The organism is Bradyrhizobium sp. HKCCYLS3077 (assembly GCF_051167555.1).
In the GTDB taxonomy this organism is placed as follows: Bacteria; Pseudomonadota; Alphaproteobacteria; order Rhizobiales; family Xanthobacteraceae; genus Bradyrhizobium.
Window position 1 is genome coordinate 201,161 of the sequence record NZ_JBNPTH010000005.1, and the last position, 26,879, is coordinate 228,039.

Consider the following 26,879-nt stretch of genomic DNA (forward strand, 5'->3'; position numbering starts at 1 on the left):
CCGGAATGTACCACCAGTTGTCACATGTGGATGCAATCAGGAGTCGATTTTTCCAACCGTGCCCAGTGCGACACGCCGCCTCACGCGTAGCCATGATGCATTATGATGCGTCAACGACTCAAAAGTGACACATCACTGTCGGTAAACAAAAGGTAAACCCGGCGCGGTGTGTCATTCCTCCGTCGCGATCAACCCCTGGTGGATCGCGGACGCGAGTTGGAAGTGGGTCGTCTCATGTTCGATCACGCAGCTGTGTCTCGTCGCGCTCGGAATACCACGCTGGGAACGATATTTCTCAGCGGAGTCAGCCTGCTCGCGCTGATGGTGCTCGACGGAGGAGCGCAAGCCGCCAGCCTCAAGTCACTTTCCTCCACTGTCGCGCCGACCGACGCAGCTCAGCAGGCCGCCACCGCTGCGGCCCAGCAGGCGGCTGCCGCGTCCGCACAGGCTCAAACATCGCTGGCGCGCGCCTCCGCGGCGCTGGCGGGGATGCGCAAGCTGCAGCAGGATGCCGCCGCGGCGGCCCGCGTGAGCAGCGGTTCGAACGTTCCCAACGGGCTTACGCCGAACGGCCTGATGCCCTACGGCGGAACGAAGGATGACCCGCTGGCCGGCATCAAGCTCGATTCCAGCAAGTGGGTCGGTGCGAACAATCCGACCCAGACGACCAGCGGCTCGCAGACGACCGTGAACATCCAGCAGACGCAGCAGAAGGCGTTGCTGTATTGGGACACGTTCAACGTCGGCGCCAACACGACGGTCAACTTCCAGCAGGCCAGCGCCGACTGGATCGCGTTCAACCGTGTATCTTCGACCGTGGCACCGAGCAGCCTGCTGGCGAGCCGTATCGACGGCAACATCAATGCCAAGGGTGCCGTCTACGTCATCAACGGCAACGGCATCATTTTCGGTGCCGGCGCGCAGGTCAACGTCCACACGCTGATCGCCTCGACGCTGGACGTTGGCAAGCTCGGCTCCGATCTCGCCAAGCGCGATGATTACTTCCTGAATACCGGTGTTGCCAATCTCAACTCGTTCTCGTTCTACGATCCCGGCGTGAACGGCGCTGCGAACTCGAAAGCCGTCGCCGGCGATGTCATTGTGGAGCGCGGGGCGACAATCACGGCGAAGTCTGCGCCAGAGCTGCGCACCACGACGAAGGACGCAAAGCTAGACGGCGAAAACGCCATCGCGTCGCTTGGCAAGGTGTTTCTGCTTGGCGCCAACGTCTCCAACTCGGGCACGCTCGAGGCGCCGACCGGCCAGGTCGCCCTGGTGTCGGCGCGAACTGTCGATCTCGTGCCGAACGGCTTTTCGGCGCTGCCCTCCAATGTGCTTGGCACCGATTCCGTCACTGGGAAATCGCTGGCGTTCCGCGGCATCGAGTTCAGCGTTACGCCGTTCTCCGCGAGCCTCAACTCGGACGGCTATGGAGCGGGCAGCTATCTGCCCAACACCGGCGTCGTCAGGCACGATGGATTGATTGATTCGCCCGGCGGCATTGTCATGATGGCGGGCAACTCGATCGTCGTCGACAAGCCTCGAGACGGTGCGGGCAACATTCTCACGGACGGGGCAGGTGGCGCGCTTCAAGGCGTCATCTCGGCCGACACCGCGCTCGATTTCAACAGCTTCGTCATGCTGCGTGCTGCGACCAGCGTCGCGCTCAATGGCGTCATTTCGAGTTTGCCCTACGACGACGGCGCCTCGCCCCTCCCGCAGGGCGGCGCGGCGGGCAGCTCCGTGCAGGCCTTCAAGCCGGCCTATGTCGAGATGACTGCGCAGACCGCGGTGACGGTCGGCTCGTCCGGTCTCATCTCGGCGCCCTCAGCCGAGGTGGCACTGAGAGCCGTCAGTTTTACAGGGGCGGACCTTTATCTCGACACATCCGGAATCGCCTATCGGCAATTCAGCCCGGGTCTTGCCAATACGGACACCACCAGCTCGACGCCCTCGCTGCAGCAGACAGTCCTGCTCGCGCCGGGCGCCGTCATCGACGTCGCAGGGCTCCGGGACGTCACCTTGCCTGCCAGCTACAACTTCATCACCGTCGAGCCGCGGGCGGAGTTTGCCGACATGCCGCTGCAGCGGCCGGACGGCATCCTGTACGGCAAGAGTTTCGTCGTCGACATCCGCGACAAGGGCGTGCGGAGCGACGGCACGAGCTGGGTCGGTACCCCCGTGGCCGACGTCAGCGGCAACATCGCCAATTATGGCCGCAGCATCTACCAGCTCATGACCGCCGGCGGTCATGTGAGCCTGCAGACGAATCTCACCACGTCGCCCGGTCAGGTCCAGACTTCCGGATCGGTCATCAACGTATCCGGCGGCAGCGTCAGATTCGAGCCTGGCTGGGTGCAGACGACGCGGCTGCTTGGCGCCGACGGCCGCATCTACAGCCTGGACAACGCAAGCCCGAACATGACGTATGTCGGGATTTTCGGAGAGTTCAAGGTCGAGCACGGCCGGTGGGGCGTGACCGAAACCTGGTCGCTGGGCGGCCAGACCTATTCGCCAGGATACACGGATGGGCAGAAGGCCGGCGGCGTGACGGTTTCGACCGTCATTCCGCAGTTGCAGGGCGCGATGTATTTCGGCGCGGTGGCCGGTGACCGGCAGATCGCCAATGCAGACCTGCCGGACCAAGGCAGCTTGTCGCTGAAGACGCCGACCACGGTGCAGGTTGGTGCTACAGCCTCGGCGAACTACGTCGCGACCAGCGCCTACACCACGCGGTTGTCGCCGGAGATCCTGTCCGGCTACGGACTGAGCAAGCTGTCGATCACCGCCAACGATCTCGTGGTGTCGCACGGCAGCACCCTCAATCTCGCACCGGGCGGCAGCTTCACGGTCGTGGCCGGCGGCGCGATCGACATCGCCGGGTCGGTGTCTGCGGCGGGCGGCAGCATCGATCTCTCCACGGATCGGACAGCTGCTTCCGCCTCCATATTCGGTGCCGCAAGTTCGCTGTTCAAGATCCCGACGAAAGACAAGATCAACATTCCAGCCAACATCTACGTGGAAGGCGCGCTCGACGTCAGCGGACGCTTCGTCAACGATTCCGGTACCGGCAATCGTGTCGGATCCGCCTCCATCAATGGCGGTTCGATCTCGCTCGCGACCCATCTGACCAGCGACGGCACGATCGACGGGACCGGAAGCATCATCCTGGCGCGCGGCAGTCTGCTCGACGTGTCCAGCGGCGGCTATGTATCGGCGCAAGGCAAGGCGAAGCAGGCGGCCTCTGGTACTCTGGCCGGGAAGGCTGGAAGCATCGCCCTTTCCACTTATGTGGGGGGCTGGGCGGACGACCAGAACCGTCCTATCGGCAATCGGCCGATTGCCGGTACGTTGGCGACGATCCAACTTGACGGCTCGCTGCGGGGCTACGGCTTCGAGCGCAACGGCAGTCTCAGCCTCAGCACCATCGACACCATCCGGATTGGCGGCGCATTGCAAACCGGCGAGATTTCGGGACTCACGATCGGGGGCGTCGGGTCGACGCTGCCTGTCGATGTGCTGAGCAATGGCGGCTTTGGCTCCTATACCCTTGCCGCCGTCTCCGACGGCTGGTCAGGAGCCTCGAACAAGGGTCCCACGCCGCAGGTGATCTTATCCGCCGGTGTCGGCCTGACCCCGCGGCAGCGCAATCTGGACAGCGGCGCAGACTACACCGGGCTTGGGGCGGGAACGAAACTGGGGCAGGGCACGCCGGCTCTGAGCCTGCTGCCGGATGACCAGCGGCTAGCGACGAACCTGACATTGAGGGCTGACAAGGTCGTGCTCGATACCGGCTCGACGATCGTCACCGACGCCAAGGCGAGCGTCGTCATCGGCAATGTCGACTATTCCGGAGCGAGCACGACCGGCATTCCGCCGGCCAAGAGCGTCGAATTGCGCGGAACGATCGTCAATAACGGCGGCAGCGTCTTCGTCAATGCGCTGAAGACCTACTTGTCCGGAGAGGCACGCATTGATCTGTCCGGCACGTTCGTTGCGAATTCTGGATTTGGACTTACCGGCGGGCCGTTGGTCGGCGGCAGCTACACCACTGGCGGCACGTTCACCGTCGAGGCAGGTGAGTACAAGACAACAAGTGTGGGCAGCGCTGCCGCGGGCAATCAGTACACGATCAACGCCTATGCAGCGCCCGTCGGCGTCAACTACCTGGTCGCCGATGCCGGCGCTTTGGTCGATGTCTCCGGCGCTGCAGGTAACATCGGTGTCGGAAGCGGACGCGGTTCGACCTCGGTGTGGTCGTGGAGTGATGCTGGGACCGTGAACGTCGACACGTCGGGCTTTGCCTGGGGCGGAAGCTTTGCCGCTGCAGGCGGGCGCTTTGTCGGCGCGGACGGTCAGCTTCGCGCAGAGACGCGAGCCAATAACGGCACGATCGTGCTTGGCGGCGGCGCGATCGTCCTGTCGCAGGATGTCACTGAATCGCTCGGTGCACTCGCGCGTTTCAACGCAGGCAGTGCACCAGGCGCGCTCTATGCCGCGGCGGATCGACTTGGCGGCTTCGACAACGTCTATCTCTACGCCGGGGCCGGGCAGGGCGGCGCGGCGCGCGTTTTCACGGACTGGAGCGGGGCCCCCAATCTTTTTGGCTACAGCGCGCCGGCCTATTCGACGCTGTCGATCTCCGGCGGCTTGAACTGGAGCGTGGCCAACCGGCTGCACATCGCGGCAGGTCAGATCAACACTAACGGCACCATCGATGCTCGTCTCAGCGCGTCCTATGTCGAACTGACGGGCGGAGGGCAAACGCCAACCGTTGGCGCGAGCACGCTTGCGATCACCGGCAACACCATCGATGTCGAGGGGGCCTCGTTCGGCGGCTTCAGTCGGGTCGATCTGAGGAGCATTGGCGACATCCGGCTGAGCACGCCCAAGGTGGTCAACGGCGTCGCGGGCAACAGCGACAGTTCGAGTTTCAACGGTCGCCTTGATGCGCCAGGCGATCTGCTGCTTTCGGCTCAGCGGATCTATCCGCTGTCGGCGGTGAACTTCACGATCAGCACGGGCGGCGATGTGGCGTTTTCCGCGCCGGCGGGGAGCAATACCGACATTCCGCTGGCCGCGGGCGGCAGCATCACGGTTGTTGCCAAGACGATCACGCAAGCGGGCAATCTGTTCGCGCCATTGGGGCAGATCACGCTCGGGCAGACCGGGACCACGCAGTCCGTAACGCTGGCGCCGGGCAGCTTGACCTCGGTCAGTCTCGCCGACACCATCGTGCCGTTTGGCGCTACTCTCGATTCCGGCGGCTGGTACTACAACGTCAGCACGGCGCCGCTGGCGAGTCCTCCCGAGAAGGGTCTCAGGCTTGCCGGGGATGTGGTCAAGGTCGCTGGTGGTTCGACCATCGATGTTCGTGGCGGCGGCGACCTCCAGGCGATCGAATGGGTGCAAGGCAAGGGCGGCTCGCGCGATACGCTCACGACGACCCCGCTGGGGCAGACCGTCTATGCGTTGCTACCGTCGTCGAGCGCCGCCATCGCGGCCTACGATATCCACTTCGCCACGGCGCGCAGCCTCGACGGCGGCAAGACCGCCGCTGCCGGAGACACCGTGCCGCTGGCCGGCACGCAGATCACGATCGGCGGCGGCACCGGCATTGCGGCGGGCACCTATACGCTCTATCCGGCTCACTACGCGACGCTGCCTGGTGCCTACCGTGTGGTCTATTACGGCAGCAATCTCGGCCGCAACATCGCGACCGGCACCACGTTGCCGGATGGCACGGTGCTGGTGACCGGCAACACCATTCAGTCCACCGCTCCCGGCAAGCTCTCTGCAGGCCAGGATCTGTTTGCGGTTCAGACCAACGTGCTGTGGCAGAGGTACAGCGAATATCAGTTCTCGCGCGCCAACAGCTACTTCACCCAGCAGGCGTTGAAGAAAAATACCGTGGTGCCGCCGCTACCGGTGGATGCCGGCCGGCTGCAGGTGTGGGCGCAGAACAGCGTCGATCTGTCGGGTCTGGCGCTGGCTGCGCCTGGGCGGGATGACAATGGCAGCCTCGGGCGCGGCAGCGAGCTTGACATCAGCACCTCGCAAGCCATCGCGGTCGTCGGGCACGTGCAGTACGCCAGCGGCGACAAACCCTCCGGCTATCTCGCGCTCGATGCCAGCCAGCTCAGCGCATTCGGCTTCGAAAGCCTGCTGATCGGCGGCCGGCGCAGCTCCACGACCACGGGCACGCAGATCACGGCCGCGGCGTCCAAGGTGCTCGTCGACACCAGAGGCGAGTTGTTCTCCGCGCCGGAAATCATCCTCGTCGCAACGCCCACGCCGGGCGCCTATCAATCCCTGACGGTGGCCAACGGGTCAACCGGAGAGACGGTGCAGGTCCGCGAGACCACGCTTTCACAGGATCTGACCAGCGGCGAGGTCATGATCGGGTCCGGTAGCATCATCCAAGCCACCGGAGCTGTTCATGTGGGTGCTGGCCGAAGCTTCTTCTTCGGCGCCGCGCCAGGAAGCGTTACAGCGCAGGACGTCGCTGCCGCGCTCGGCGGCACGCTGGACGCCAGCGGCACCGTCATCAGCAACGTCGATCTCGGCAAACTCGGCTACATCGTCAAGGATGCGGCCGGCAACACGGTCGCGACACGGAGCGGTTCGCTGTCGGCATCGGCGCTGGCGACGCTCGGCCAGTATCGATCGCAGGCCGGCGCCTTGTTCGTCGCCGGCGGCGACAGCAGCCTGAGCATCACCGGGCCGAGCGCCGCCCCGCTCAGCGTGCAGTTCGCCACGAGCAAGGACAGCTCGGCGCCGGGTGCGGTGACGGGATCTGCGACCGCGGTGGCGGATCTCGGACGGGTGATCCTCGCGCCCGGATCGAACATCACGGCCAAGGCTCTGACCATGCAGGGCTCGGCGTCGAAACAGGCGGTCGTGATCAACACCGCCGACCTGCATCTCGGACAGCTCACGCTCGCCGGCCGGACGGTAGCGATCGGTTCGCCGACGCCGATCACCGATCGCAGCATCGCGCTCTACAATTACCAGTTTGCGGATGTCGGAGCGCTGACGCTCAAATCGCTCTCGCGAGACATCTCCGTGTTCGGTGACTTCAACTCCGGCCAGTCGATCATCGATCTGTCGCTGGACGCGGCGGCGCTGGTGCGCGCTGATGGGACTGGCAACGCCACCATCTCCAGTCGCGGGACGTTGACCCTGTCGAACTCGGGGACGGCGGGCTCGACAGCTGCCGCGTCAACGACGGCGGGGACGCTCGGTTTCAACGCCAAGACCCTGGTGCTCGGCGGAGGAGATCAGAAGCAGATCGGCTACGACAAGGTCAACATGGCTGCGCTCGATCGCATTATCGTGGCCGGCCCTGGCACGTTCGATCTCGGCGCGGCCAATCTCGATATCGGAACCACGGGCATTGTGGTGAATGCCGCCACCGGCGCCAAGGGCAAATCCTATGCGATCACCACGACCGGCGCGATCGACATCTACGACAGCTTCACGCGCGACGGCATTGCAAACCGGCCCAGCGACAGTACCCAGACCGGCGGCAGCCTGGCGCTCACCGGCGCGCGCGTGACGGTCGGCAGTGTTATCCAGGCCCAGGGCGGCAGCATTGCGCTGACGGCCACCGCCGGAGACGTCGTGCTCAAGCCACGAGCCTATCTCGCGGCGGGCGGCTATGCCAGCCAGATCCGCGACGTGACGACGTACATCGCGGGCGGCAGGGTTGCGCTGACGGCTAGCACCGGCAACGTCATGACCGATACGCTGAGCGTGATCGATGTCGCACAGCCCAGCGGCGGCTTGGGCTACGGAGGCGAGATCAAAATCACCGCGCTGAACGGAGCCGCCGAGCTGAACGGTGTCCTGCGCGGAGGAGGCGGAGCCGGGCATGGCGGCTCGTTCAAGCTCGACACCAAGGGCGCGGCGGATCTGACCGCGCTCGCCGACCACCTGCTGACCGGCAGCGTCAACGGCACGATCGACGTCCGCACCCGGACCGGCAATCTCCAGCTCGATCAGTCCCACACCCTGAAGGCCAACAAGGTCGCGCTGACCGCTGACGATCCAACCTGGGACTCGAGCACGAGCAAGCTGTTCGGGCAGATCATCGTCAAGGGTACGATCGATGCGCGCGGCTATGACGACGTGACGACGGACGGGGTTGGTCAGACCGGCGGGCAAGTATCGCTGTATGCCGCCAATTCTGTGCTGCTCGCCAGCACCGGCAAGATCGATGCCTCGACCAGACATGCCGACGAGCGTGGCGGCGACGTGGTCGTCGGGATCGGCTGGGACGCCAAGTCGAAGATCTACCTGCAGACCTTCACCGAGATCGACGTCTCCGGCGGTACCAAGGGCGGCGTCAGTGGCGGCACGGTCACCTTCCGCGCCCCACGCGACGGCAATGGCGACATGAAGATCGCCCAGCTCTATGCCGGCAGCGACGTGGAGGCGCCGACAATCGGCGGGACGATCAACGGTCACAACAGCCTAACCATCAGGGGCGCGCGGGCCGTTACCTTCGACGCCTATGTCGCGTTTGACACCGTGAAGAGCCAATACGGCCTCGACGGCTCCAATCTCGGCTTGATGGCGGACGGCAAGACGCCGATCAGCTGGAAGGGACTGATCGATCCCGCCGGCTGGTACATCGTCAACGCCGACGGCACGCTGAGCTTTGCGACCGCCGGAAAATGGACCAACGTCACCGGCTGGTCGCCGAGTCAAGTGACCGTCATCAATGGGAACGTCACAGCGGTGCCGCCCCCGGTTGCGGTGACCGGCGGCGGGGGTACGGGAGCCATCGTCCAGCCCGTGCTGGGTGTCAACACGGTGACCGCCACGAATCCCGGCCTCGCGAATGGCAGCTATTCGTTCACGTTTCCGACGCCCTCAGGAGGCTCCCCTGCAACGGGCACCGTGACAGTGTCCGGAGGAGCGATGATATTCAGCTTCGCGTCGAGGGGCAGCGGCTATGTGACGGCACCGACCTCCGCGATCGTTGGCGGCGTGCAGGTCGCGCTATCGACGACGCTTTCGGTCAGCGGCGCAACGATCATCAGCGCAGGCAAGGGCTATACGAGTGCTCCGTCGCAAATCCGGGTTACGAGCAGCACCGGCGCCCTGCTTGCGCTCGTCAGCTTCGCGCAAGGCAGCAGTTTCTCTGGGACCACCGCGGCCGACGGAAGCTTCGCGCCGGATGCGGGTCAGTCGTTCATTCCGCGAGCGTCGAGCATCGTGTTCAATCCGGCGACACAGGGCACATCCGGCGTTGGCAGCTTTACGGCTGATACGCCGAACGGCGCCTTCTTTGCCACGGTCTTGACGCAAGCCACCCAGGGCACTTGGAAGTATACCGGCGCCGACGGCGTCGTCCGGGACTACGGTTTCGGCAACCTGTTCAGCCGGCTTCAGCCGCTGGTCGGCCAGCTCGGCGCCACCGCCGTGCACGTCCAGCCCGGCGTCGAACTGGTAAATTCGAGCGCGGCGATCAACGGCGGCAACATCACCGTCAAGACCAATCTCAATCTGGCGTCTGGAGCGGCTTTCGATCCCGCCACCGGAAGGGCGCCGTCGGTCTTCGATCCGAGCTCGAGCTACGTCAATTTCAACTATCGCCTCGCAACCCCCTGGGGCGGCGTCGATGCTGGCGATCTGACCCTGCGCACCGATGGCAACATCAATGTCGAGGCGTCGATCTCCGACGGCTTCTTCCAATTCCGCAACTATCTCGACACGAGCTACATCGCCGCGGTCAACGCCTATCTGGGCAGCGGGACCGATGCCGTCGCGTCCGCGAGAACGATCGACGCCAGGTTCGGCTTCTTTCCAGCGGCGGGCGATCAGAACGTCGGTGACTTCTTCACCTATTATCTGAACAACGGCGGCACCGTTCCGGTCGCACCGTATCGCGACGCCAACAACGCAATCAGCCCGACCTCCGCGAACCTCGCGGCGTCGGATCTCTTTCCAGGTACCTTGCGCGTCTGCGTGAGCGGCTGCGGGACGACTGCTGCCGTGGTCCGCACGGTCACGGCTCCGTCGTCATGGTCTTACACGATGACCGCCGGCGCCGAACTCGCGAGCGCCAGCCGCACGGCGCGCACGCCGCTGTCCGACGGCGTCACCAAGGGCGACGTCATCGTCAGCAACCGTAGCAGCTACACACAGAACCTCGTCAATGATGCTAGAGATCCCACGACCTCCGTCTTCGTCAATCTGCCGACGATGGTGCGTACCGGAACGGGCGCTATCACGATGGCAGCCGGGCGTGACGTGCTGCTGGCTGATGCGGTCGCACCTGGTGTGATCTACACAGCCGGTGTCAACACCGCAGCGGCGGATGCCGCTTACTCCGTTCAGACAGTCAACGGCGTAACAAGGATCGTGGCTGCAAACCCGGACGGCTTCTACGAGCCTCGTGTGCTCGGCTACGGCAACTACGCGGCGAGCAAATCGGTGACGGCCTATTTCGGTCCGCCCACGGCTGCGGCCTTTCCGGAGGCCGGGGGCGATGTGACCATCGATGCGCAGCGCGACGTCAAGGGCTATGTGGGGACGGGCAACAAGACGCCCCAATATTATGCGCCCTGGCTGCTGTCGAACACCGAACTCACGCAAGCCGCAGTTGCGGCTCTCGGACAGGGCGTCTTCATGCCATCCGGAACCCAGATCGCGTCGCAAACCGCCTGGTGGATCCAGTATGGCAGCTTCCAGCAGGGCGTCCTCAGCGCGGGCGGCAACGTCACGGTCTCCGCCGGCCGCGACATGATCGACGTCGCGATCTCGTTGCCGACGACCGGCCGGGTCAGCGGCGGTCTTTCCATCACGAGCACGCCGGTCGCCCATCTCTACGGTAGCGGCAACATGATGGTCCGCGCCGGCAGGAATATCCTCGGCGGATCCTTCTACGAAGGCTCGGGGCATGCCAGCATGGTCGCGGACGGTGACATCGGGCAGAACGGCACCATCTCCAGGTACGCGGAGAGCCCGCTGCTCCTGGCCGACCTGCCGCTTCTGGCCGTCGACACCGGGCAGATCAGCATGGTCGCCGGCGGCTCGCTCGCCATCTCGGGCGTGATCAATCCGGCGACGTTGCACGTGCAACAACCGGCCGCAAGGCTCGATCCGCTCGTGGCCGGCGCGGTCGCGAGTTCGTTGCGGATGGACACCTATGGTCCTGACGGCAAGGTCTCGCTTGTCGCAAATGCGGGCGACCTGACGATTTCGATCGCGCCCACGACCATCAGCGATGCATCCAAATCGTCACTGCCCGTCGGTGCCGCGCCCTCGCTCTATCCGGCAAGCTTCGAGGCGGCTGCCTTGAACGGCAATCTCGTCACCACCGGGATCGACGCTGTCGCGCGGCAGACGATCCCATCGCCGGGCATCGTCCTCAGTCCGTCCGAGCACGGCAGCTTCGCGCTGCTGGCTCGCGGCAGCATCGATTTGACTTTCGGCTATCGGACGTCGGATCTCGATCCCACGGTTACGGGACCCGCTTTCCTGCCGGTGTTCTCGGCCGGCGCGGCTTTGCTCGAGACCGCGTTCGATCCATTCCAGCCCAACAGCGGCTTCGCCGGATCGTCCAGCCGCGCGCTGCTGGCGCATGTCGACGACCCCGATCTCGGCATCGATGCGACGGCGCGGATCTATGCCGCGACCGGCGACATCAAGGCCGTCGGCGGTTATCGCCTCGGCGCGGTCGGCAATGGGGCTGTGAAGGACTATCAGCGCATTCAGATCAATCGTCCCGCCAGGATCTATGCCGGTCGTGACATCGTGGATCTCAACATCATCATGCAGAACGTCCAGCCAAGCGACGTCAGCGTCGTCGAGGCCGGGCGCAACATCACCTACACCGGCACCAGCAACGCCGGCGGCTTGCAGATCGCGGGCGCTGGCTATCTGTTGGTGCAAGCGGGCGGAGACATCGGTCCGTTCCTGCCGCTCGCCTATGACAATGCCGTCGCAGCTCCGGTGCAGGAGGGCATTGCCTCGGTCGGGATCGCCAGTGCCCGCATTGTCGGCGACATCTATTATTCGAAATATTCCGTCGGCTTGTACAATCAGACCTTGTTCGGGCCGTTCGGCCGTCCGCGCCGCAATACCCAGCTGACGGACGTCTCCGGCACCCGCGAGGGCGCCAGCATCAACGTACTGTTCGGCACCAAGTTCGGTGTCGACTACGACGCGGTCATCAAGGCCTATGTTGATCCATCCAACGCGGCCTTGGTCGACCACAACTACATGTCCGAGCTGCGTGCCTTCCTGCACAAGGTCGGCAAGGGCGCAATCGGAAACGATGCAACGGTTCTGGCAGCGTTCAAGTCACTCTCGCCGGATCTACAGCATGTGTTCGTCCAGCAGGTGTTCTTCGCCGAGCTGAAGGCGGTGGCGGTCGCGAACCAGGACAGTAAATCGCAGCAGAACCAGCGCGGCTACAAGATGGTCGAGACGATGTTCCCATCGAAGTCGGGCTATACCGAGAATGCTTTGACGGGAGCCAACGGCGCCAGTACCCTCGTCAAAACCGGCGATCTGGATGTCCTGCATTCCACCATCCAGACCCGATTCGGCGGGGACGTTTCGATTTTCGGGCCCGGCGGCAATATCGTCGTCGGCTCACTGGCGCAGGAAACCAACCCGGTGCTGCGGCTGCGCGACCTCGGCATCATGACGCTCGGCGGCGGCGCCATCAACACCTTTACCGATGAGAGCGTCTTGGTGAACTCCAGCCGCGTGCTGACGACGCAGGGCGGCGACGTCTTCATGTGGAGCTCGAACGGCAACCTTGATGCCGGACGCGGATCGAAGACGATCGTCTCGGCGCCGGCGATCCAACTCGTCTACGACCAGAACGCCTTCGCGAGCATCGATCCCGGTGGTTACGTGACCGGATCGGGAATTGGGACGTTACAGGCTTCGGAATCGGCGACGCCTTCCAGCCTGTATTTGCTCGCCCCGCGGGGCGTGATTGATTTCGGCACCGCCGGCGTTCGCGCTTCGGGCAATGCTGTCTTCGTCGCGCCGGTGATCGCCAATGCCAGCAATTTCCAGGTGTCTGGAAGCACCACGGGCATCCCAACGGTCACCGTTCCGAACATTGCCGCACAAACGTCGGCGAGCAACACGGGCGCGGCTGCCGGCAAGAGTGCCGAGCCCGCGACGGCCTCCGGAAATCGCGAGCAGGCCTCCGTCTTCGTGGTCGAGGTGGTCGGATATGGCGGCGGTGGCAATTCGCAGGAAGGCGTGTCCCCGCCTGCGTCGTCACCACGCGAGATCAAGCCAAAGGAAGGCCGCGACGACGACGACAAGAAGGAGCCTTGAGAACGCCCGCCATGCTGCGGCATGGCCGAGGCGGATCGCGCAGGATGTCAGGATGCGGTTCGCTGCTCATCAGCGAGCGGCAAAGCATGCCTGACCGGTGCGGCATGGCCGTTTGCCATCCGAGCTTGCATTGTGCGGAGATCGTGCACGCAGGCGGCGAGTTCTTCGTTCAGACGGCGCTGGACGACCGCATCGAGAAAAAGGTCGGTGAGCATTTGGGTCAGCTTGACGCGCGTCAGGCCGTCGCGGCTCTGGCGACGGTCGAGACCCATCGCAAGGGCCTTGCTCCGCGCATCGTCCGGCGCGCAAGCCACGAGCGCGGCGAATTCGTCGTAGGTGAGCCAGATCTGCGGCACGCGGCGTTAGCTCCGAACTGATGGACGTGATTGTCGGCCGCAAACGTAACTGCTCGTTTAATGGCGGTCACAGCAACGATAAGAAACTTGGCTAAATAATCCGTAATGTTGTGCAGGTTTTGGGCGGGCATCGAAAACCTGGCTGAAGCCAATCATCGGCCGGGGGGCTGAACCATGCGTACGACGAGCTGCAATGAACTGCAGAAGCGGGGACGGGCATCACTTCCTACTGCGGACGTGTACGACCTGAGGACGAGACAGGTTGCGAACGATAGGGTCCTCCGTATCCGTCAACTGAGGCGCGAAAACGCGCTGCTCATCCGGGAATTGACGATCATCAAGGCCGAGATCGAACGATTGCAGGACGCTTGCAGCAATGAGCAGGCGGCCAACGCCGGCCCGGACGCTTAATGTTCGCTGCATCGGGCGCGCTAACCGGCGGCAGGCGTGAACGGCGGGCACAGTGGGTTGGATACGAGCCGTCAGCCGCTGATGCCGAGTAGCTGCATCGGTCGTGTTCGCTTTTCATCTCGATGCAAGCGGCTGGCGTTGTTCGGCGAACCCGGGCAGTTGCGAGCCGCACAAGGAAGGGCGCTGCCTGTGATCGAGACGATCCTCGGCGTCGGTCGCCTGTTCACCGTGACAGGGCTGCACATCCGCCGGAGCAGCCTCGTTGACAGGACAAGGCGATGTCATTCCGAGTTTTGACGAGGCGATATCGAACCAGCAGATGAGATCGTTTCGACTGGTCTCAATGGTTCGCATGCAACGCGATGAATGTCGCGCAGGCTCGTATGTGACGCACGATCCACTGCAGCTTTGATTTCGGTTCTCGCTGAGCCCATCCGTCTATGAATCGAGATGGCTGCTGGATCGATCTGCAGGTCGGGACCGAGATGTGCGACATGAGTATCGGAAGCATCGTGAGCGTCGATGTGGGCTACACGCGATGCAGTTGACATCCGTCGTTGGGCTCGCCGCGGCGTTGATTGTATCCGCGCTGCTCGGCGGATGCGGCTTCATCCCGATGGCAGGGCCGGCCAGCGTCGACATTCAGTCCGAGAACAGTGCAGCGCTGCCGTTTGCGGTCGTCAAGCTCGACAGCCGAGTCCTGCAGATCCTGGAGAAGTCGGAGCCGAGGCAGCTGCCGACGGCATTCGCCGACAGCAAGCCGCCGTCGAGCATTCGCTTCGGTATTGGCGACATCGTCAGCGTGACCATTTTCGAAGCGACCGCCGGCGGACTCTACATCCCGCTGGAGGCGGGCGTGCGCCCAGGCAACTTCGTCACCATCCCGGACCAGGCCGTCGATAACGACGGCAACATCAGCATACCCTATGCCGGCGTAATACGCGCTGCCGGGCGTACCAATGTGCAGATCCAGGAAGACATCCTGAGCCGGATCAAAAGGCGCGCGATCGACCCTCAGGTCGTCGTGACGTCCAGTCAGCAGCGATCGTCATTGGTCAGCGTGTTTGGCGAGGTCAGGACGCCCGTGCGTTTCCCGATGCCGGCTGCCGGTGCGCAGGACCGGCTGACGGACGCGATCACGCGTGCTGGCGGGATCAGTGGTCCGGGATGGGAGACATGGGTCGTGCTGGAGCGTGGCGGCAAGCGCGCGACGGTTCCGTTCGGCAATCTCGTCTACTATCCGTCGAACAACATTTTCGTTCAGCCGGGAGATCGGATCTATCTGTATCGCGAGCCGACCAAGTTTCTGGCCTTCGGAGCGACAGGCGCGCAAGGCGAGTTTCCGTTTGATGCGTGGCGTATCAATCTGGCGCAGGCGGTCGGCAAAGCCGGAGGATTGTTGGACGTTCAGGCCGATCCGGGATCGATCTTTCTGTACCGACGCGAGACGAGGGAGGTCGCAGAACGTCTGGGGGTCAACTGCTCCAATGCCGACGGCGATCAAGTGCCGATCGTGTTCAGGGTGAGCTTCCAGGACCCGGCGGGCTATTTCCTGGCGACCAAGTTGCAGATGCGTCCGTTTGATCTGCTCTATGTCGCCAACGCGCCGCAGGTCGATGTGACCAAGGTTCTCAGCTTCATCAACTCGGTTGCGGTCACGGCGGAGAACGGCATCAGCGTCCCCAACGGCGTCTACGTCGCCCGTGCCAACAGCAGGCTCTGACCGATGGCGCCGATGATCTCGAAATTTTTCATGGTGTGGAGGACCAACGCTCGAACGGAGCGGCGCCGATGAAGATTCTCGAGATCATCGGTTCGGTGGACCCGCGGCATGGCGGAGCCATCGAAGGTCTGGTCCGCCAGGCGGCCGTGCGCGAGCGGCGTGGCTGCCACACCGAGATCGCCTCGCTCGATCCGCCTGATGCGCCCTGGGTTCGCGACTGTCCGGTGCGGACGTTCGGCTTCGGGCCCGCGGCTGCCGGGGGGCGCGGCGCGCCGTTCCGCCGTTTCGGCTACACGCCGACGCTCGTGCCATGGCTGCGGGCGCACCGCAGCCAGTACGACGTCGTGGTCGTGAACGGGCTGTGGAACTACGCAACCCTCGCCGCACGAAGGAGTCTGCCGTTGTTTGCGCCCTATGTCGTGTTTCCGCATGGCATGCTTGATCCCTGGTTCAGGCGCGATGCCCCCTTTAAGCATGTTGCCAAACAGCTGCTTTGGCTCGCATCGGAGGGGCCGCTGCTGAGAAACGCCGCTGCGGTGCTGTTCACGGCCGAGGATGAGATGACGAGCGCCGAGAACGCGTTCTGGCCGTATTCGGTGCGCGGGCAGGTCGTGGGTTATGGCACAGCTGACGTCGTCGGCAGCGCGGCCGAACAGATAGCCGCGTTTCGCGCCCGTGTGCCGCGGCTGGCGGGCCGGCCGTTTCTGCTGTTTCTCGGTCGCCTGCACCTCAAGAAGGGCTGCGATATTCTCGTCGAGGCGTTTTGCCGCGTAGCCGCGGATTGCCCGGAGGTCGATCTTGTGATGGCCGGCCCCGATCCTGCAGACCTACGACCGCGGCTCGAGACAGCGGCGGCGGCGATGGGACTCGCCGGTCGGATCCACTGGCCGGGCATGCTCGTCGGCGACGCGAAATGGGGCGCGTTGCGTGGCTGCGCAGCGCTGACGCTGCCGTCCCATCAGGAGAATTTCGGCGTCGTGGTCACCGAGGCGCTTGCAGCCGGCCGGCCGGTGTTGATCAGCGATCGGGTGAACATCTGGCGCGAGGTCAAGACGTTCGGTGCTGGTCTGGTCGGACGAGACGACGTCGATGGCACCGCGGCCGTGTTGCGTCGGTTTCTATCGCTATCCGATGATGCGGTCGCGGGCATGAGCGAAGCGGCCCGCAACTGCTTCGTCGCGAGGTTCGACATCAATCGAGCCGCCAACGAGATCTGCGACGTTCTCGAAGATGTCACGAGATCTTGGCATGCCGGTTCTGCGAAAAGCCTCGGCCGCTGACAGCCGCGGCCGGGCCGCCCGCCAGGGCGATCTGCAGCACGGATCCCACCAGGTATCCGATCTGCAGAGATGCAGCGACGCCGACGAACTGCCAGGCCATCGTGCTGACCGAAGCCGCCTGAAACAGGTCGAGCGCAAGCCGGCCGATGCCGAAGGCCAGGATCGTGGGGATGAGGCTGAACACGTTGTAGCGGGTGCCGAGCACGGCCCCACAGAGTAGGCAGAAGATCATGAGCATCGCGGAGCTCCCGGCCCAGTAGACCATCGGAGCTCTTTATGAGCGGTTAAATCGAACTCTAGACTTGCGCCTGAGGGCCAATATCACGTTGTTACGATATGATATCGACGAATACCGTAACGTGGCCTGAGCCTCAGGGCTGGCCGAGCTGGGTTCGGGCAGATCGCGACCGGGGGATGAGACATGGCAGCGACATTCGAGCGATTTGACCTGGCTGCAGCGCCCAGGGAGCGACTCGTTGTGATGCCGCGGCTCGGGTCAGGGCTGCGTCTCGCTGTCATAGCGGGCAGTTATCTGCTCGTGGCGTGCAGCTCCTCTGGTCTGGCTCAGTTCGCCTCGCCAGAGAGCGGTCAGGGACGAGGCGGTGTGATGATCGGCGGCAAGCCTGCGCAGGGAGCCGTCCACCAGCGATGCGTCGAGGTCGAGGTAGGCAGCGAACGTTCCTTCGGCTGCTTGAACGAGACGTTGCGGCGCGAGGTCGATCGTGTGAATCCCTCGTTCAATATGCCACCGATCGATGCGCGCTCCCCGGACATTCGCGTTGGCAACGCCAACGAGGCAGCGATCCGCTTGCAGTACGGGCCGAACTACGGCCGCTCCGCCGTCCCGTATCGGCCTGCCACTCCGACCTATTCATTCCCGCGCCGCTGATGCTGATCCTTCGCAATCCCTCGACGTGGCCACGGTGCAGATGGCTTGCGACTGCGGCCGGCCTCGGTCTGCTGATCGGTGCAGCGATCAGCGCGTCGGCCTGGGCGAGCGAGGAAGAGCGGGCGCCCTCGCAGCCCGAGGCTGCTCCGGCTGCGCCGTCACAAGATGATGATTCCGAGATCGACGTTCCGCCGCTGCAGCTCGAGCCATTCAGGCCGCGGCCGCTGTCGGCGGCTGATTTACCGCCTGCCAGTCCGCTCGCCCGGGGGCCGGTGAGCCGCAGCATGCGGGTCACGAGCATGATCGTCCCGCGCGACTGGCGCGCGCAACGCGCGGAGTATCGGGATCTGATCGAGCGCGAGGCCTCGGCGGCGGGGATGCCTGCCGCGATCGTGGATGCCGTGATGGCGGTTGAGAGCAGCTATGACCCGACCGTGATCGGTCTGGATGGCGAAATCGGCCTGATGCAGGTGATGCCATCGACTGCGCGCATGCTCGGCTTCAGCGGCACGAGGGAGCAACTTGCCGAGCCTGCGATCAACATCCGGTACGGTACGAAGTATCTGGCCGGGGCGTGGCGGCTTGCCGGCGGCGACCTCTGCACGGCTGCGATGAAATATCGAGCCGGCCATGGCGAGACGAGGTTCTCGCATTTGTCGGTCATCTACTGCGTGCGCATCCGAAGCCACCTAGCCGCCCAGGGCGTCCAGGTCTCCGGAGACGTGCCCCAGGCGACATTTGGACGCTCGGTCCCAACCCCACCGGCAGCGGGATCCGGATACAGCCGCCCGCTCGACATGGCCTCGTTGAATATGAGACTCCGCGTGCAGTCGAGCCGGAGCGCGATCCGTCCTGTGCCCTAGTTGCCGGCAATCTCTGTCCGATGCCTTGAACGGTCGTGTGCTCACGCTCCGATTTCACGAGCGCCCGGCCGCGATGAAGACTTTCATGGCCGGGAAGGAAAGCGGGGCGCTTCGCGGCCAGGGCAGCAACTGCCGCGCTGGCCGTCAGAAACTAGTTCGTATCGTCCTTGCGCCGCGGCCGTGAGGGTGGCGGTGCCTCACCGAGCCCTTCGCCGAGCATGCGCCACAGCTTGACCGCGTCCCGGAATGCGTATTCATGCGCTGGGCTTCGCGCGCGCCACTCGAGCAGTTCTTCCGCGTCGGCCATCGTCGCGTCCCCGGACTTCAGGCGCAAGATCCAGGCCGTGGCCTGTCGTGCCAGGGGAGTCTTGCGGGGCGATCGATCGGTTCTTTTGATCACGGTCCAACGCTCTCGTGGAGACGCTGGGCCCGATGGATCCGTCCCGAACGACACGTCTCTGAAGGTTAGACGTACGGCGAGTAGCAAAACCGAATTTGATCGTGGGACGTTTCAATCGGTCGGCGCAATGTTCGATCGCCTGCTTGAGATCGCTCTCGACCGTCCGCACCGTCACGCCGATCCGCTGCGCGATCTCGCGATGGGGCAGCCCTTCGATGCGTGAAAGGAGCAGAACCTGCCGCCGACGGGCCGGGAGGTCGGCCAGGGCCTGCCGAAGCAGGGCAATCTCGGAGCGCTCCTCGATCTCTCGCTCGGGAGTCGGCCGGTCGTCCGGAATGTCCAGGAGGGTATCGACCTCCTCGGTCGTCAGCCGCCGGGCCTGGGCGCGCCGATAGTCGTTCGCGATGTTCAGCGCGATCCGGAACAGATAGGCCTTCGGGCTCTTGATCTCGTCGGTAGAGTGCATCGACTCGATCTTGAGATAGGTCTCCTGAAGCACCTCTGACGCCAGATCGGCGGATCCCAAACGTCGTGCGAGTTGCTGATCGATGCTGCTGTAGTTCGCGAGCATCAGGTCTCGCAACGTTCTTGTATTGCTTCCCGCCATTTTATTGAGCCCCCAAGTCTCGTTTGCGGCAAACGTAACGTTGCGGGGCTACGGAAGTGTGACGATGATGTGTTGCATGTAACGTCGCGGCGCGAGTGATGTTTGTTTGACGCAGTGTCGCAGCTGCCGCGCAGAATCTTGCAGGAATCGAGAAGTTTTTTTTCGGCACGCTCTAGTCCGGCGCGTCTATCGGTTAGGGCGTGATCACGACGTGATCGCGCGGCTGCGCTGCTGCGGACCATCGTTGATGATGTATCGTGTTATTCGTATCGTTTCGCGTCGGGCGTGCCGTCACGGGTCTGCGCACCACCGCTGCGATCTGCCGTGGTCTCGACTCGGGCGGGCGATGGCGGTGTCGATCCTTCTGCTCAGCACGTCCCCCCAGGCGCTGCTTGCCAGATCTGCAAGCGACGGGGGCAATGCGTCCCCGACGGACGGATCGGCGAAGAAGCTGCCGCCGAAAGCCGGTGCGAACGGCCAAGCAGATCCCGACAAGGCCGCCGCGGCGGCAAAGAGCACCGCGCGCTTCGACATCGATGAATATCGCGTGGAAGGAGCCGACAGCCTGCCGCAGATCGACGTGGAAGCTGCGGTCTATCCGTTCCTCGGGCCTGGACGATCGGCTGAAGATGTCGAGAAGGCCCGCGCGGCTCTGGAGAAGGCGTATCACGACCGCGGGCTGCAGACCGTCGGCGTCTCCATCCCGGAGCAGGACGCGACACGCGGCTTCGTCGTGCTGAAGGTTGCCGAGAACCGGGTCGGCCGTCTGCGGGTGAAGGGCTCGCGCTACTTCGATCTCGCCAAGATCAAGGAGAGCGCGCCGTCGCTGAAAGAGGGCAAGCTGCCGGATTTCAAGGCTGTCACCAAGGATATCGTCAGCCTCAACCAGTGGCCGGATCGCCGCGTCACGCCGGCGCTGCGCGCGGGTGTGACCCCCGGCACCGTGGACGTGGATCTGAACGTCGAGGACACCTATCCGCTGCATGGCAGCTACGAGATCAACAACCGGCAGAGCCCGAGTACGTCGGCGCTGCGATCGAGCCTCACGCTTCACTACGACAATTTCTGGCAGAGGGGCGATTCCGCCAATGTCAGCTACCAGGAGGCCTCCCTCAATCGAAAGGATGCCATGGTGGTCTCGGGCTCCTATCTGGCGCGCACGGACCGCGACTGGCTCAACGTTCTCCTGTACGGCGTGAAATCCTGGAGCTCGGTCGCGACCGTCGGCGGTGCCAACGTGATCGGTCCGGGCCAGGTGATCGGCGCACGCGCGGTGATCACGCTGCCCGCCAGGGGCGATCTGGTCCACAACATCTCGCTCGGCGCCGACTACAAGAACTTCGCTCAGACGCTGTCTCTGGCGGGCGGGTCGTTCAGCTCACCGGTGAACTACGTCCCGCTGGTTGCGAGCTATGGCGCGACCTGGAAGATCGAGAACGCGCTGACACAGCTCAACGTCGCGATTACCAGCGGCACGCGCGGTATCGGCAGCTCGCTCGAGGAGTTCGACGCCAAGCGTTTCAAGGCGACCTCCAGCTTCATCCATCTCAAGGCCGACCTGTCGCACACGCAGGACCTTCCCGGCGGCGTGCAGCTTTTCGCCAAGATGCAGGGTCAGATCGCCGACCAGCCGCTGGTGTCCAGTGAGCAGTTCAGCCTCGGCGGCCAGGACACGGTGCGCGGCTATCTCGAATCTGAGGCGCTCGGGGACTACGGGGCGGCCGGGACGCTGGAGATCCGCTCGCCGGATCTCACGCCCTATTTCCAGCAGAAGCTGGAGAATCCGTTGGGATCTCCGATCAACTTCAATCTGTTCAACGATTGGCGCTTCTACGTCTTCGCCGATGCAGGCCGGGCCAAGATCATCGAGCCGCTGGTCGACCAGCAGACGACCTTCGATCTCGCCAGCTACGGCGTCGGCACGCGCATGAAGATGCTCAACCACTTCAACGGCGTTTTCCTCGTCGGCGTTCCGCTGATCAATCAGCAGACGACGATCGCCAATCACCCGCGCTTCAGCTTTCGTTTCTGGGGAGAGTTCTAGATGACGCGCGTCGACAGCCGTCTCCGCCGCATGCTGACCTCGAGCGGTCCGGCGATGCTCCTGATCGCCATCCTACTCACGCTGTGGCCGGGCAGCGCCTCGGCCTGGTGGAACGAGCAGTGGACCCTGCGCAAGAAGATCACGATCGATACTGCGCCGACAGGTGCGGCGATCACCGACCCCATCGGTCCGTCGCCGGTGCTGGTGCGGCTGCATATCGGAAATTTCCGATTCGGTGCCGCGAAGGACGACGGCGGCGACCTGCGCTTCGTTGCGGCGGACGACAAGACCCCGTTGAAGCATCATGTCGAGAAATACGATCCGCTGCTCGGCGAGGCGCTGGTCTGGGTCGGCGTACCCGATCTCAAGCCCGGCGCCAAGAACGAGGTCTGGCTGTACTACGGCAATCAGAAGGCGCCCGCGGCGGTCGACGCCAAGGGCACCTATGACCCGGACACGGTGCTCGTGTATCACTTCGGCGAGCGTGGCGCCCCGGCGCAGGACGTGTCGGCCTGGGCCAACGGCGCGCAGAGCGCCGTGCCGGCGGCCGATGGCGCGATCATCGGGCAAGGCGCGCGGCTCGACGGGCAGAGCGCGATCACGCTTCCCGGCTCGCCGTCCCTGGTCGTTGCCGAAGGCGGCGAACTCAGCTGGTCGGTGTGGGTGAAGATGTCGGCGCCGCAGCCGCGGGCCGTGCTGTACGCCCGCTCGGAGGGGGCGAACACGCTGACGATCGGCCTCGACAACGGCATCCCGTTCGTCGAGATCGTCAACAACGGCGCCACGCAGCGCGCGAACGGCGCTGCCGCGCTCGATGCCGGGACGTGGCGGCACCTGGCGGTCACGGCCAAGAGCAATCAGGTCACGTTGTTCGTGGATGGCACGCCCGTCGCGCCGATCACGGCCGCGCTGCCGACCATGACAGGTCTTGCGCAGATCGGGCGGGCCACGCCGCCGGCCAGCGCTGCGGCCGATGCCCCGGCCGTTCCTCCGACGGATGCGCCCGCCGACGCCGGCGCATCCGCCGCGGCGCCGGCAGGATTTGCCGGCGAGATCGACGAGCTGCAGATCGCCAAGGCGGCGCGTCCGGCCGGCTTCATCAGGCTGGCGGCGATCGGGCAGGGGCCCGAGCAGGCGAAGCTGATCTCGTTCAGCGTCGACGAGGAGAATGCGAGCTGGCTGAGCGGCTACTTCGCCGTGATCCTGCGCTCGGTGACGCTCGACGGCTGGGTGGTGATCGGCCTGCTCGCGGTGATGGCGGTGATCAGCTGGTTCGTGATGTACGACCGCGTCGCCTACCTCAATCGGATCGCGCGCGCCAATGCGACCTTCCTCAAGCATTTCCGCGATGGAACGGTGGAGATCTCCGACCTGTTGCGCCCTGATCAGCAGGAGACCGATCTGTCGCTCGGCGGGCGCCTCACCAAGAAGAACGAGATCAGGGCGTTGCAGCGCTCGCCGCTGTTCCGGCTGTTCAACCTCGGCGCCCAGCAGATCCGCCGCCGCTTCGCGCGCGGCCAGAGCAGCCTGTCCGGACCCGCCATCGAGTCGATCCGCGCAGTACTCGACAGCGGCTTCGTGCAGGAGACCCAGCGTCTCAACCGCATGATGGTGATGCTGACGATCGCGATCTCCGGCGGACCGTTCCTGGGCCTGCTCGGCACCGTGGTCGGCGTCATGATCACCTTCGCGGCGATTGCCGCGACCGGCGACGTCAACGTCAATGCGATCGCGCCGGGCATCGCGGCTGCGCTGGTCGCGACCGTCGCCGGCCTCGGCGTCGCGATCCCCGCGCTGTTTGCCTACAACTACCTGATCACCCGCATCAAGGATGCGACCAGCGAGATGCAGGTGTTCATCGACGAGATGATCACGCGCATCGCCGAAACCTATTCCGGCAACCCATTGGCACAGGCGGCGGAGTGAGGCGATGCAGGTACAAGCCGACAGCAAGCCCTATGACGACATCAACATCACGCCGATGCTCGATCTCGCCTACGTGCTGCTGGTGATCTTCATCATCATGACGACGGCGACCGTGCAGGGCATGAAGGTCAATCTGCCGAAGGCGAGTGCGGCGCCGAGCCTGGCGCAGCAGACCACCAAGGCGATCACCGTCACCAATGACGGCAAGATCTTCCTCGACACGATCCCGGTGACGATGGCCGAGCTTGAGCAGCGGCTGGTCCAGCAGCGCGCGCTGACACCGGAGTTTCCGATCGTGCTGCGCGGCGACCGCGAGACGCAGTACCAGAACGTGGTCGACGTACTCGATCTGCTCGGACGTCTCAACTTCAACCAGGTCGGCATGGCCACCAAGCCGCTGGTGAAGTGAGAACAGGGGCAGACGCGCATCATGAGCGACAACGACCAGTTCGACAGCGACCAGCCGTCCGCGCGCCGGACTGCGTTGCTGGCCGGCGCGGGCCTGGGCGTTCTGCTGCTGATTGGGTTTGGGATCTACACACTGCTTGGCGGCGACCGCGAGCCGCCGCGCAAGGTCAACGAGATGACGATCGTGTCCATCACGCCGCCGCCGCCTCCGCCTCCACCACCCCCTCCGCCGCCGCCACAGGAGCAGCAGCCGGAGCAGAAGATGGTCGAGCAGACGCCGGTCAAGCAGGAGATCATCGAGGAGAAGCCGGTTGACATCCCCAAGGATGCGCCGCCGGACGCGCCGAACAACGATGTGCCGCCGGGCCCCCTCGGGCTCGACGATGCCGGCAAGGGACCGGGCGAACTGCTGGGCCGTGCCGGTGGCCGCGGCCTGATCGGCGGTGGCGGCGGAGGGGGTAGCGGCGGCAGCCGCTGGGGCTGGTACGCGAGCCTCGTGCAGACCCAGATCGAGGCCGCGCTGCGCGCCAATGAGAAAACGCGGCGGGCGGTGATGCAGATCCAGGTGCGGCTGTGGTCGGACGCGGGGGGGCGCATCAATCGCGTGCAACTCGTGACCTCGACCGGCAACAGCGAGCTCGACGCGGTCATCCGCGACCAGGTGCTCGGCAGCCTCACGCTGCGCGAGCCGCCGCCGAAAGACATGCCCATGCCCATCATCACCCGCGTCATCGCGCGCGCGCCGAGCTGAAACTCGGTCGGGCAGGGGAAGCAGAGCAACCATCGAAGTGGAATGAACAGAAGGTTCGTCATGGCGCAGGCTGATATCAAGATGCAGGGCATGGCTGCGGCCGCCGCCGTTCTCATGCTGGCCGCTGCGGGACCGGCCGCGGCGCAGGACGACAATGCGCCGGCGCGCCGGCCGTCGGTCTCGCGCAGTCCGGCGCTGTCATCCAACGCGACGGTCAATCTGATCAATCTCCTGGTCAAGCAGGGCGTGCTCAGCGACGAGCAGGCGGCTGCGCTGGTCAAACAGGCCGACGACGAGGCCTATGTCGCGCGCCAGGCGGTGAGCACGGCGACGTCGCGGGCCGACGACGCGGCGAAGACCGCGGCCGCGGCAGCGAATGCGACATCGCCGCCCGGCACCAAGCGCGTCACCTATGTGCCTGAGATCGTCAAGAAGCAGCTGCGCGACGAGATCCGGCAGGAGGTCATGGCCAAGGCCGAGAAGGAGAACTGGGCTTCGCCGGGCAAGTACCCGGAATGGGCGCAGCGGCTGCGGTTCTATGGGGACGTGCGGGTGCGATATGAGGGAGATTTCTTCGGCAAGCAGAATGATCCTCTTGCGGTGAACTACAATGCGATCAACACCGGAAGTCCCTATGATGTGAGCGCCCTCAACCAATACGTCTGGCCCACGCTCAACACCGATCAGAACCGCAACCGGGCCAGGCTCAGAGCGCGGCTCGGCATGGATGCCGACCTGTTCGATGGATTTTCGGCCGGCATGCGTCTGGGCACGGGCGACGGCAGCTCGCCCGTGTCGTTCAACGCCACGCTCGGTGGCTCCGGCGGCAATTTCAGCAAATACGGCATCTGGCTCGATCGCGGCTTCGTCAAGTACAGGGTTCAGGATCTCGCCACCTTGCAAGCCGGTCGGTTCGACAATCCCTTCTTCAGCCCGACCGATCTGTTGTATCACCGCGACCTCGGCTTCGACGGCTTTTCCGCTCAGATCCGATATCCGGTCTCGTCGGAGATCACGCCGTTCGCGGTGGGTGGTGCATTCCCGATCTTCAACACGGATATCAATGCCGGTTCGGTCATCAACCTGAACAACGGCAACGCGACCTTTGGCAAGGCGCGCAGCGAGGACAGATGGATGTTCGGCGGCCAGCTCGGAGCCAACACGCGCCTCATGCCTGATGTTGAGTTTACTCTGGCTGCCGCGTACTACGACTTCACCAATGTGCAGGGCCGGTTGTCCACTCCATGCATCATACAGTCGGTTCAGGATAGTTGTAGCACCGACCTGAAACGCCCGTTGTTCGCGCAGCGCGGGAACACCTATATGCCTTTGCGTGACGCTCGCCCGATCGATGCCAATGGCAACCCGGCGCTCGGGCCCGCTTACCAATATTTTGGTCTCGCGTCGGCGTTCCGAGACCTCGTGATCAGCTCTCGGCTGGACCTCGGACATTTCCATCCCGTGCACATCATACTAGATGGCGAGTTCGTACAGAACCTCGCCTGGGACCGGCAGGATATCGCGGCCAAGATCCTCAATTCTCCGCTGCCGTCGAGCGCGATCGCGCCCTGCACGAACGGCGTCAACTGCGGTCAGCAGATCTATGCCGGTGGCAACAAGGGCTATCTCGGGCGCCTTACTGTCGGTCACCGCGAGTTGAAGGAGCTGTGGGACTGGAACGCCTTCGTCGGCTACAAATATCTGGAATCGGACGCCGTCATCGATGCGTTCACCGACTCCGACTTCGGCCTCGGCGGCACCAATCTCAAGGGCTATTTCATCGGCGGCAACGTCGCGATCGGGCCGAATACCTCGATCAGCGCGCGCTGGCTGAGCGCCAACCAGGTCGCAGGTGCGCCCTATGCGGTCGACGTGTTCCAAGTCGATCTCAACGCGAGGTTCTGACG

The 26,879-nt window shown here is 64.4% G+C and carries 14 protein-coding genes; 10 read left to right on the top strand and 4 right to left on the bottom strand.

Annotated features, from left to right (window positions below; all coding sequences use genetic code 11):
- The first annotated feature begins 252 nt into the window (after positions 1-252).
- Entirely contained in the window at positions 253-13,314 is a 13,062-nt protein-coding gene (locus ACQR0Z_RS21350) for a filamentous haemagglutinin family protein (RefSeq protein WP_434919914.1), read from the top strand.
- 47 nt (positions 13,315-13,361) lie between these two features.
- Here the strand turns inward: ACQR0Z_RS21350 and ACQR0Z_RS21355 are convergent, their stop codons facing one another.
- Positions 13,362-13,670 (bottom strand): hypothetical protein, encoded by a 309-nt coding sequence (locus ACQR0Z_RS21355; protein WP_434919915.1) that lies wholly within the window; start codon positions 13,668-13,670, stop codon positions 13,362-13,364.
- 1,027 nt (positions 13,671-14,697) lie between these two features.
- Between ACQR0Z_RS21355 and ACQR0Z_RS21360 the strand changes: the two genes are divergently transcribed.
- Together ACQR0Z_RS21360 and ACQR0Z_RS21365 are read left to right on the top strand one after the other, a co-directional pair.
- Positions 14,698-15,804, top strand: a complete 1,107-nt coding sequence (locus ACQR0Z_RS21360) for a polysaccharide biosynthesis/export family protein (RefSeq protein ID WP_434920205.1) — start codon at positions 14,698-14,700, stop codon at positions 15,802-15,804.
- A gap of 68 nt (positions 15,805-15,872) precedes the next feature.
- A complete protein-coding gene (locus tag ACQR0Z_RS21365) occupies positions 15,873-17,084 on the top strand; it encodes a glycosyltransferase (protein WP_434919916.1) in 1,212 nt (403 codons plus the stop codon).
- Here the strand turns inward: ACQR0Z_RS21365 and ACQR0Z_RS21370 are convergent.
- The gene (locus tag ACQR0Z_RS21370; protein WP_434919917.1) at positions 17,038-17,322 is read right to left on the bottom strand and encodes a hypothetical protein; all 285 of its coding nucleotides are present in this window, start codon (positions 17,320-17,322) and stop codon (positions 17,038-17,040) included. The two genes, ACQR0Z_RS21365 and ACQR0Z_RS21370, sit on opposite strands and share 47 nt — an antisense overlap.
- 369 nt (positions 17,323-17,691) lie before the next feature.
- Between ACQR0Z_RS21370 and ACQR0Z_RS21375 the strand changes: the two genes are divergently transcribed.
- Both ACQR0Z_RS21375 and ACQR0Z_RS21380 read left to right on the top strand, forming a co-directional pair.
- Positions 17,692-17,973, top strand: a complete 282-nt coding sequence (locus ACQR0Z_RS21375; RefSeq protein WP_434919918.1) for a hypothetical protein — start codon at positions 17,692-17,694, stop codon at positions 17,971-17,973.
- A 284-nt stretch (positions 17,974-18,257) separates the two neighbouring features.
- Complete coding sequence (locus ACQR0Z_RS21380; protein ID WP_434919919.1) at positions 18,258-18,836, top strand: lytic transglycosylase domain-containing protein; 579 nt, start codon at positions 18,258-18,260, stop codon at positions 18,834-18,836.
- 151 nt (positions 18,837-18,987) lie between these two features.
- On the opposite strand, the gene ACQR0Z_RS21385 is transcribed toward ACQR0Z_RS21380, so the two are convergent.
- Together ACQR0Z_RS21385 and ACQR0Z_RS21390 are read right to left on the bottom strand one after the other, a co-directional pair.
- Positions 18,988-19,143 (bottom strand): hypothetical protein, encoded by a 156-nt coding sequence (locus ACQR0Z_RS21385; RefSeq protein WP_434919920.1) that lies wholly within the window; start codon positions 19,141-19,143, stop codon positions 18,988-18,990.
- On the bottom strand, positions 19,091-19,807 hold the full coding sequence (locus tag ACQR0Z_RS21390) for an RNA polymerase sigma factor (RefSeq protein ID WP_434919921.1): 717 nt from the start codon (positions 19,805-19,807) through the stop codon (positions 19,091-19,093). The genes ACQR0Z_RS21385 and ACQR0Z_RS21390 overlap by 53 nt, the downstream gene beginning before the upstream one ends.
- A 382-nt stretch (positions 19,808-20,189) precedes the next feature.
- Between ACQR0Z_RS21390 and ACQR0Z_RS21395 the strand changes: the two genes are divergently transcribed.
- From ACQR0Z_RS21395 to ACQR0Z_RS21415, 5 genes are read left to right on the top strand one after another with little or no spacing between them, the layout of a single operon-like run.
- Positions 20,190-21,887, top strand: coding sequence for a ShlB/FhaC/HecB family hemolysin secretion/activation protein (locus ACQR0Z_RS21395; RefSeq protein ID WP_434919922.1), 1,698 nt, complete (start codon positions 20,190-20,192; stop codon positions 21,885-21,887).
- Positions 21,888-23,813 (top strand): DUF2341 domain-containing protein, encoded by a 1,926-nt coding sequence (locus ACQR0Z_RS21400; RefSeq protein WP_434919923.1) that lies wholly within the window; start codon positions 21,888-21,890, stop codon positions 23,811-23,813.
- Between the two features lie 4 nt (positions 23,814-23,817).
- Positions 23,818-24,222 (top strand): ExbD/TolR family protein, encoded by a 405-nt coding sequence (locus ACQR0Z_RS21405; RefSeq protein ID WP_434919924.1) that lies wholly within the window; start codon positions 23,818-23,820, stop codon positions 24,220-24,222.
- Positions 24,223-24,243: 21 nt separating this feature from the next.
- Positions 24,244-24,972 (top strand): TonB C-terminal domain-containing protein, encoded by a 729-nt coding sequence (locus ACQR0Z_RS21410; RefSeq protein ID WP_434919925.1) that lies wholly within the window; start codon positions 24,244-24,246, stop codon positions 24,970-24,972.
- A gap of 60 nt (positions 24,973-25,032) precedes the next feature.
- The gene (locus ACQR0Z_RS21415) at positions 25,033-26,877 is read left to right on the top strand and encodes a putative porin (RefSeq protein ID WP_434919926.1); all 1,845 of its coding nucleotides are present in this window, start codon (positions 25,033-25,035) and stop codon (positions 26,875-26,877) included.
- Positions 26,878-26,879 lie beyond the last annotated feature (2 nt).

Excerpts from the sequence above, each read along its gene's own strand:
- ACQR0Z_RS21380 (WP_434919919.1), top strand. The coding sequence starts at position 18,258 with ATGCGGGTCACGAGCATGATCGTCCCGCGCGACTGGCGCGCGCAACGC.
- ACQR0Z_RS21415 (WP_434919926.1), top strand. The coding sequence starts at position 25,033 with ATGGCGCAGGCTGATATCAAGATGCAGGGCATGGCTGCGGCCGCCGCC.
- ACQR0Z_RS21370 (WP_434919917.1), bottom strand. The coding sequence starts at position 17,322 with ATGCTCATGATCTTCTGCCTACTCTGTGGGGCCGTGCTCGGCACCCGC.
- ACQR0Z_RS21390 (WP_434919921.1), bottom strand. The coding sequence starts at position 19,807 with ATGCTCGCGAACTACAGCAGCATCGATCAGCAACTCGCACGACGTTTG.
- ACQR0Z_RS21400 (WP_434919923.1), top strand. The coding sequence starts at position 21,888 with ATGACGCGCGTCGACAGCCGTCTCCGCCGCATGCTGACCTCGAGCGGT.
- ACQR0Z_RS21385 (WP_434919920.1), bottom strand. The coding sequence starts at position 19,143 with ATGGCCGACGCGGAAGAACTGCTCGAGTGGCGCGCGCGAAGCCCAGCG.
- ACQR0Z_RS21405 (WP_434919924.1), top strand. The coding sequence starts at position 23,818 with ATGCAGGTACAAGCCGACAGCAAGCCCTATGACGACATCAACATCACG.
- ACQR0Z_RS21395 (WP_434919922.1), top strand. The coding sequence starts at position 20,190 with ATGGCGGTGTCGATCCTTCTGCTCAGCACGTCCCCCCAGGCGCTGCTT.
- ACQR0Z_RS21365 (WP_434919916.1), top strand. The coding sequence starts at position 15,873 with ATGAAGATTCTCGAGATCATCGGTTCGGTGGACCCGCGGCATGGCGGA.
- ACQR0Z_RS21375 (WP_434919918.1), top strand. The coding sequence starts at position 17,692 with ATGATCGGCGGCAAGCCTGCGCAGGGAGCCGTCCACCAGCGATGCGTC.
- ACQR0Z_RS21410 (WP_434919925.1), top strand. The coding sequence starts at position 24,244 with ATGAGCGACAACGACCAGTTCGACAGCGACCAGCCGTCCGCGCGCCGG.
- ACQR0Z_RS21360 (WP_434920205.1), top strand. The coding sequence starts at position 14,698 with ATGGCAGGGCCGGCCAGCGTCGACATTCAGTCCGAGAACAGTGCAGCG.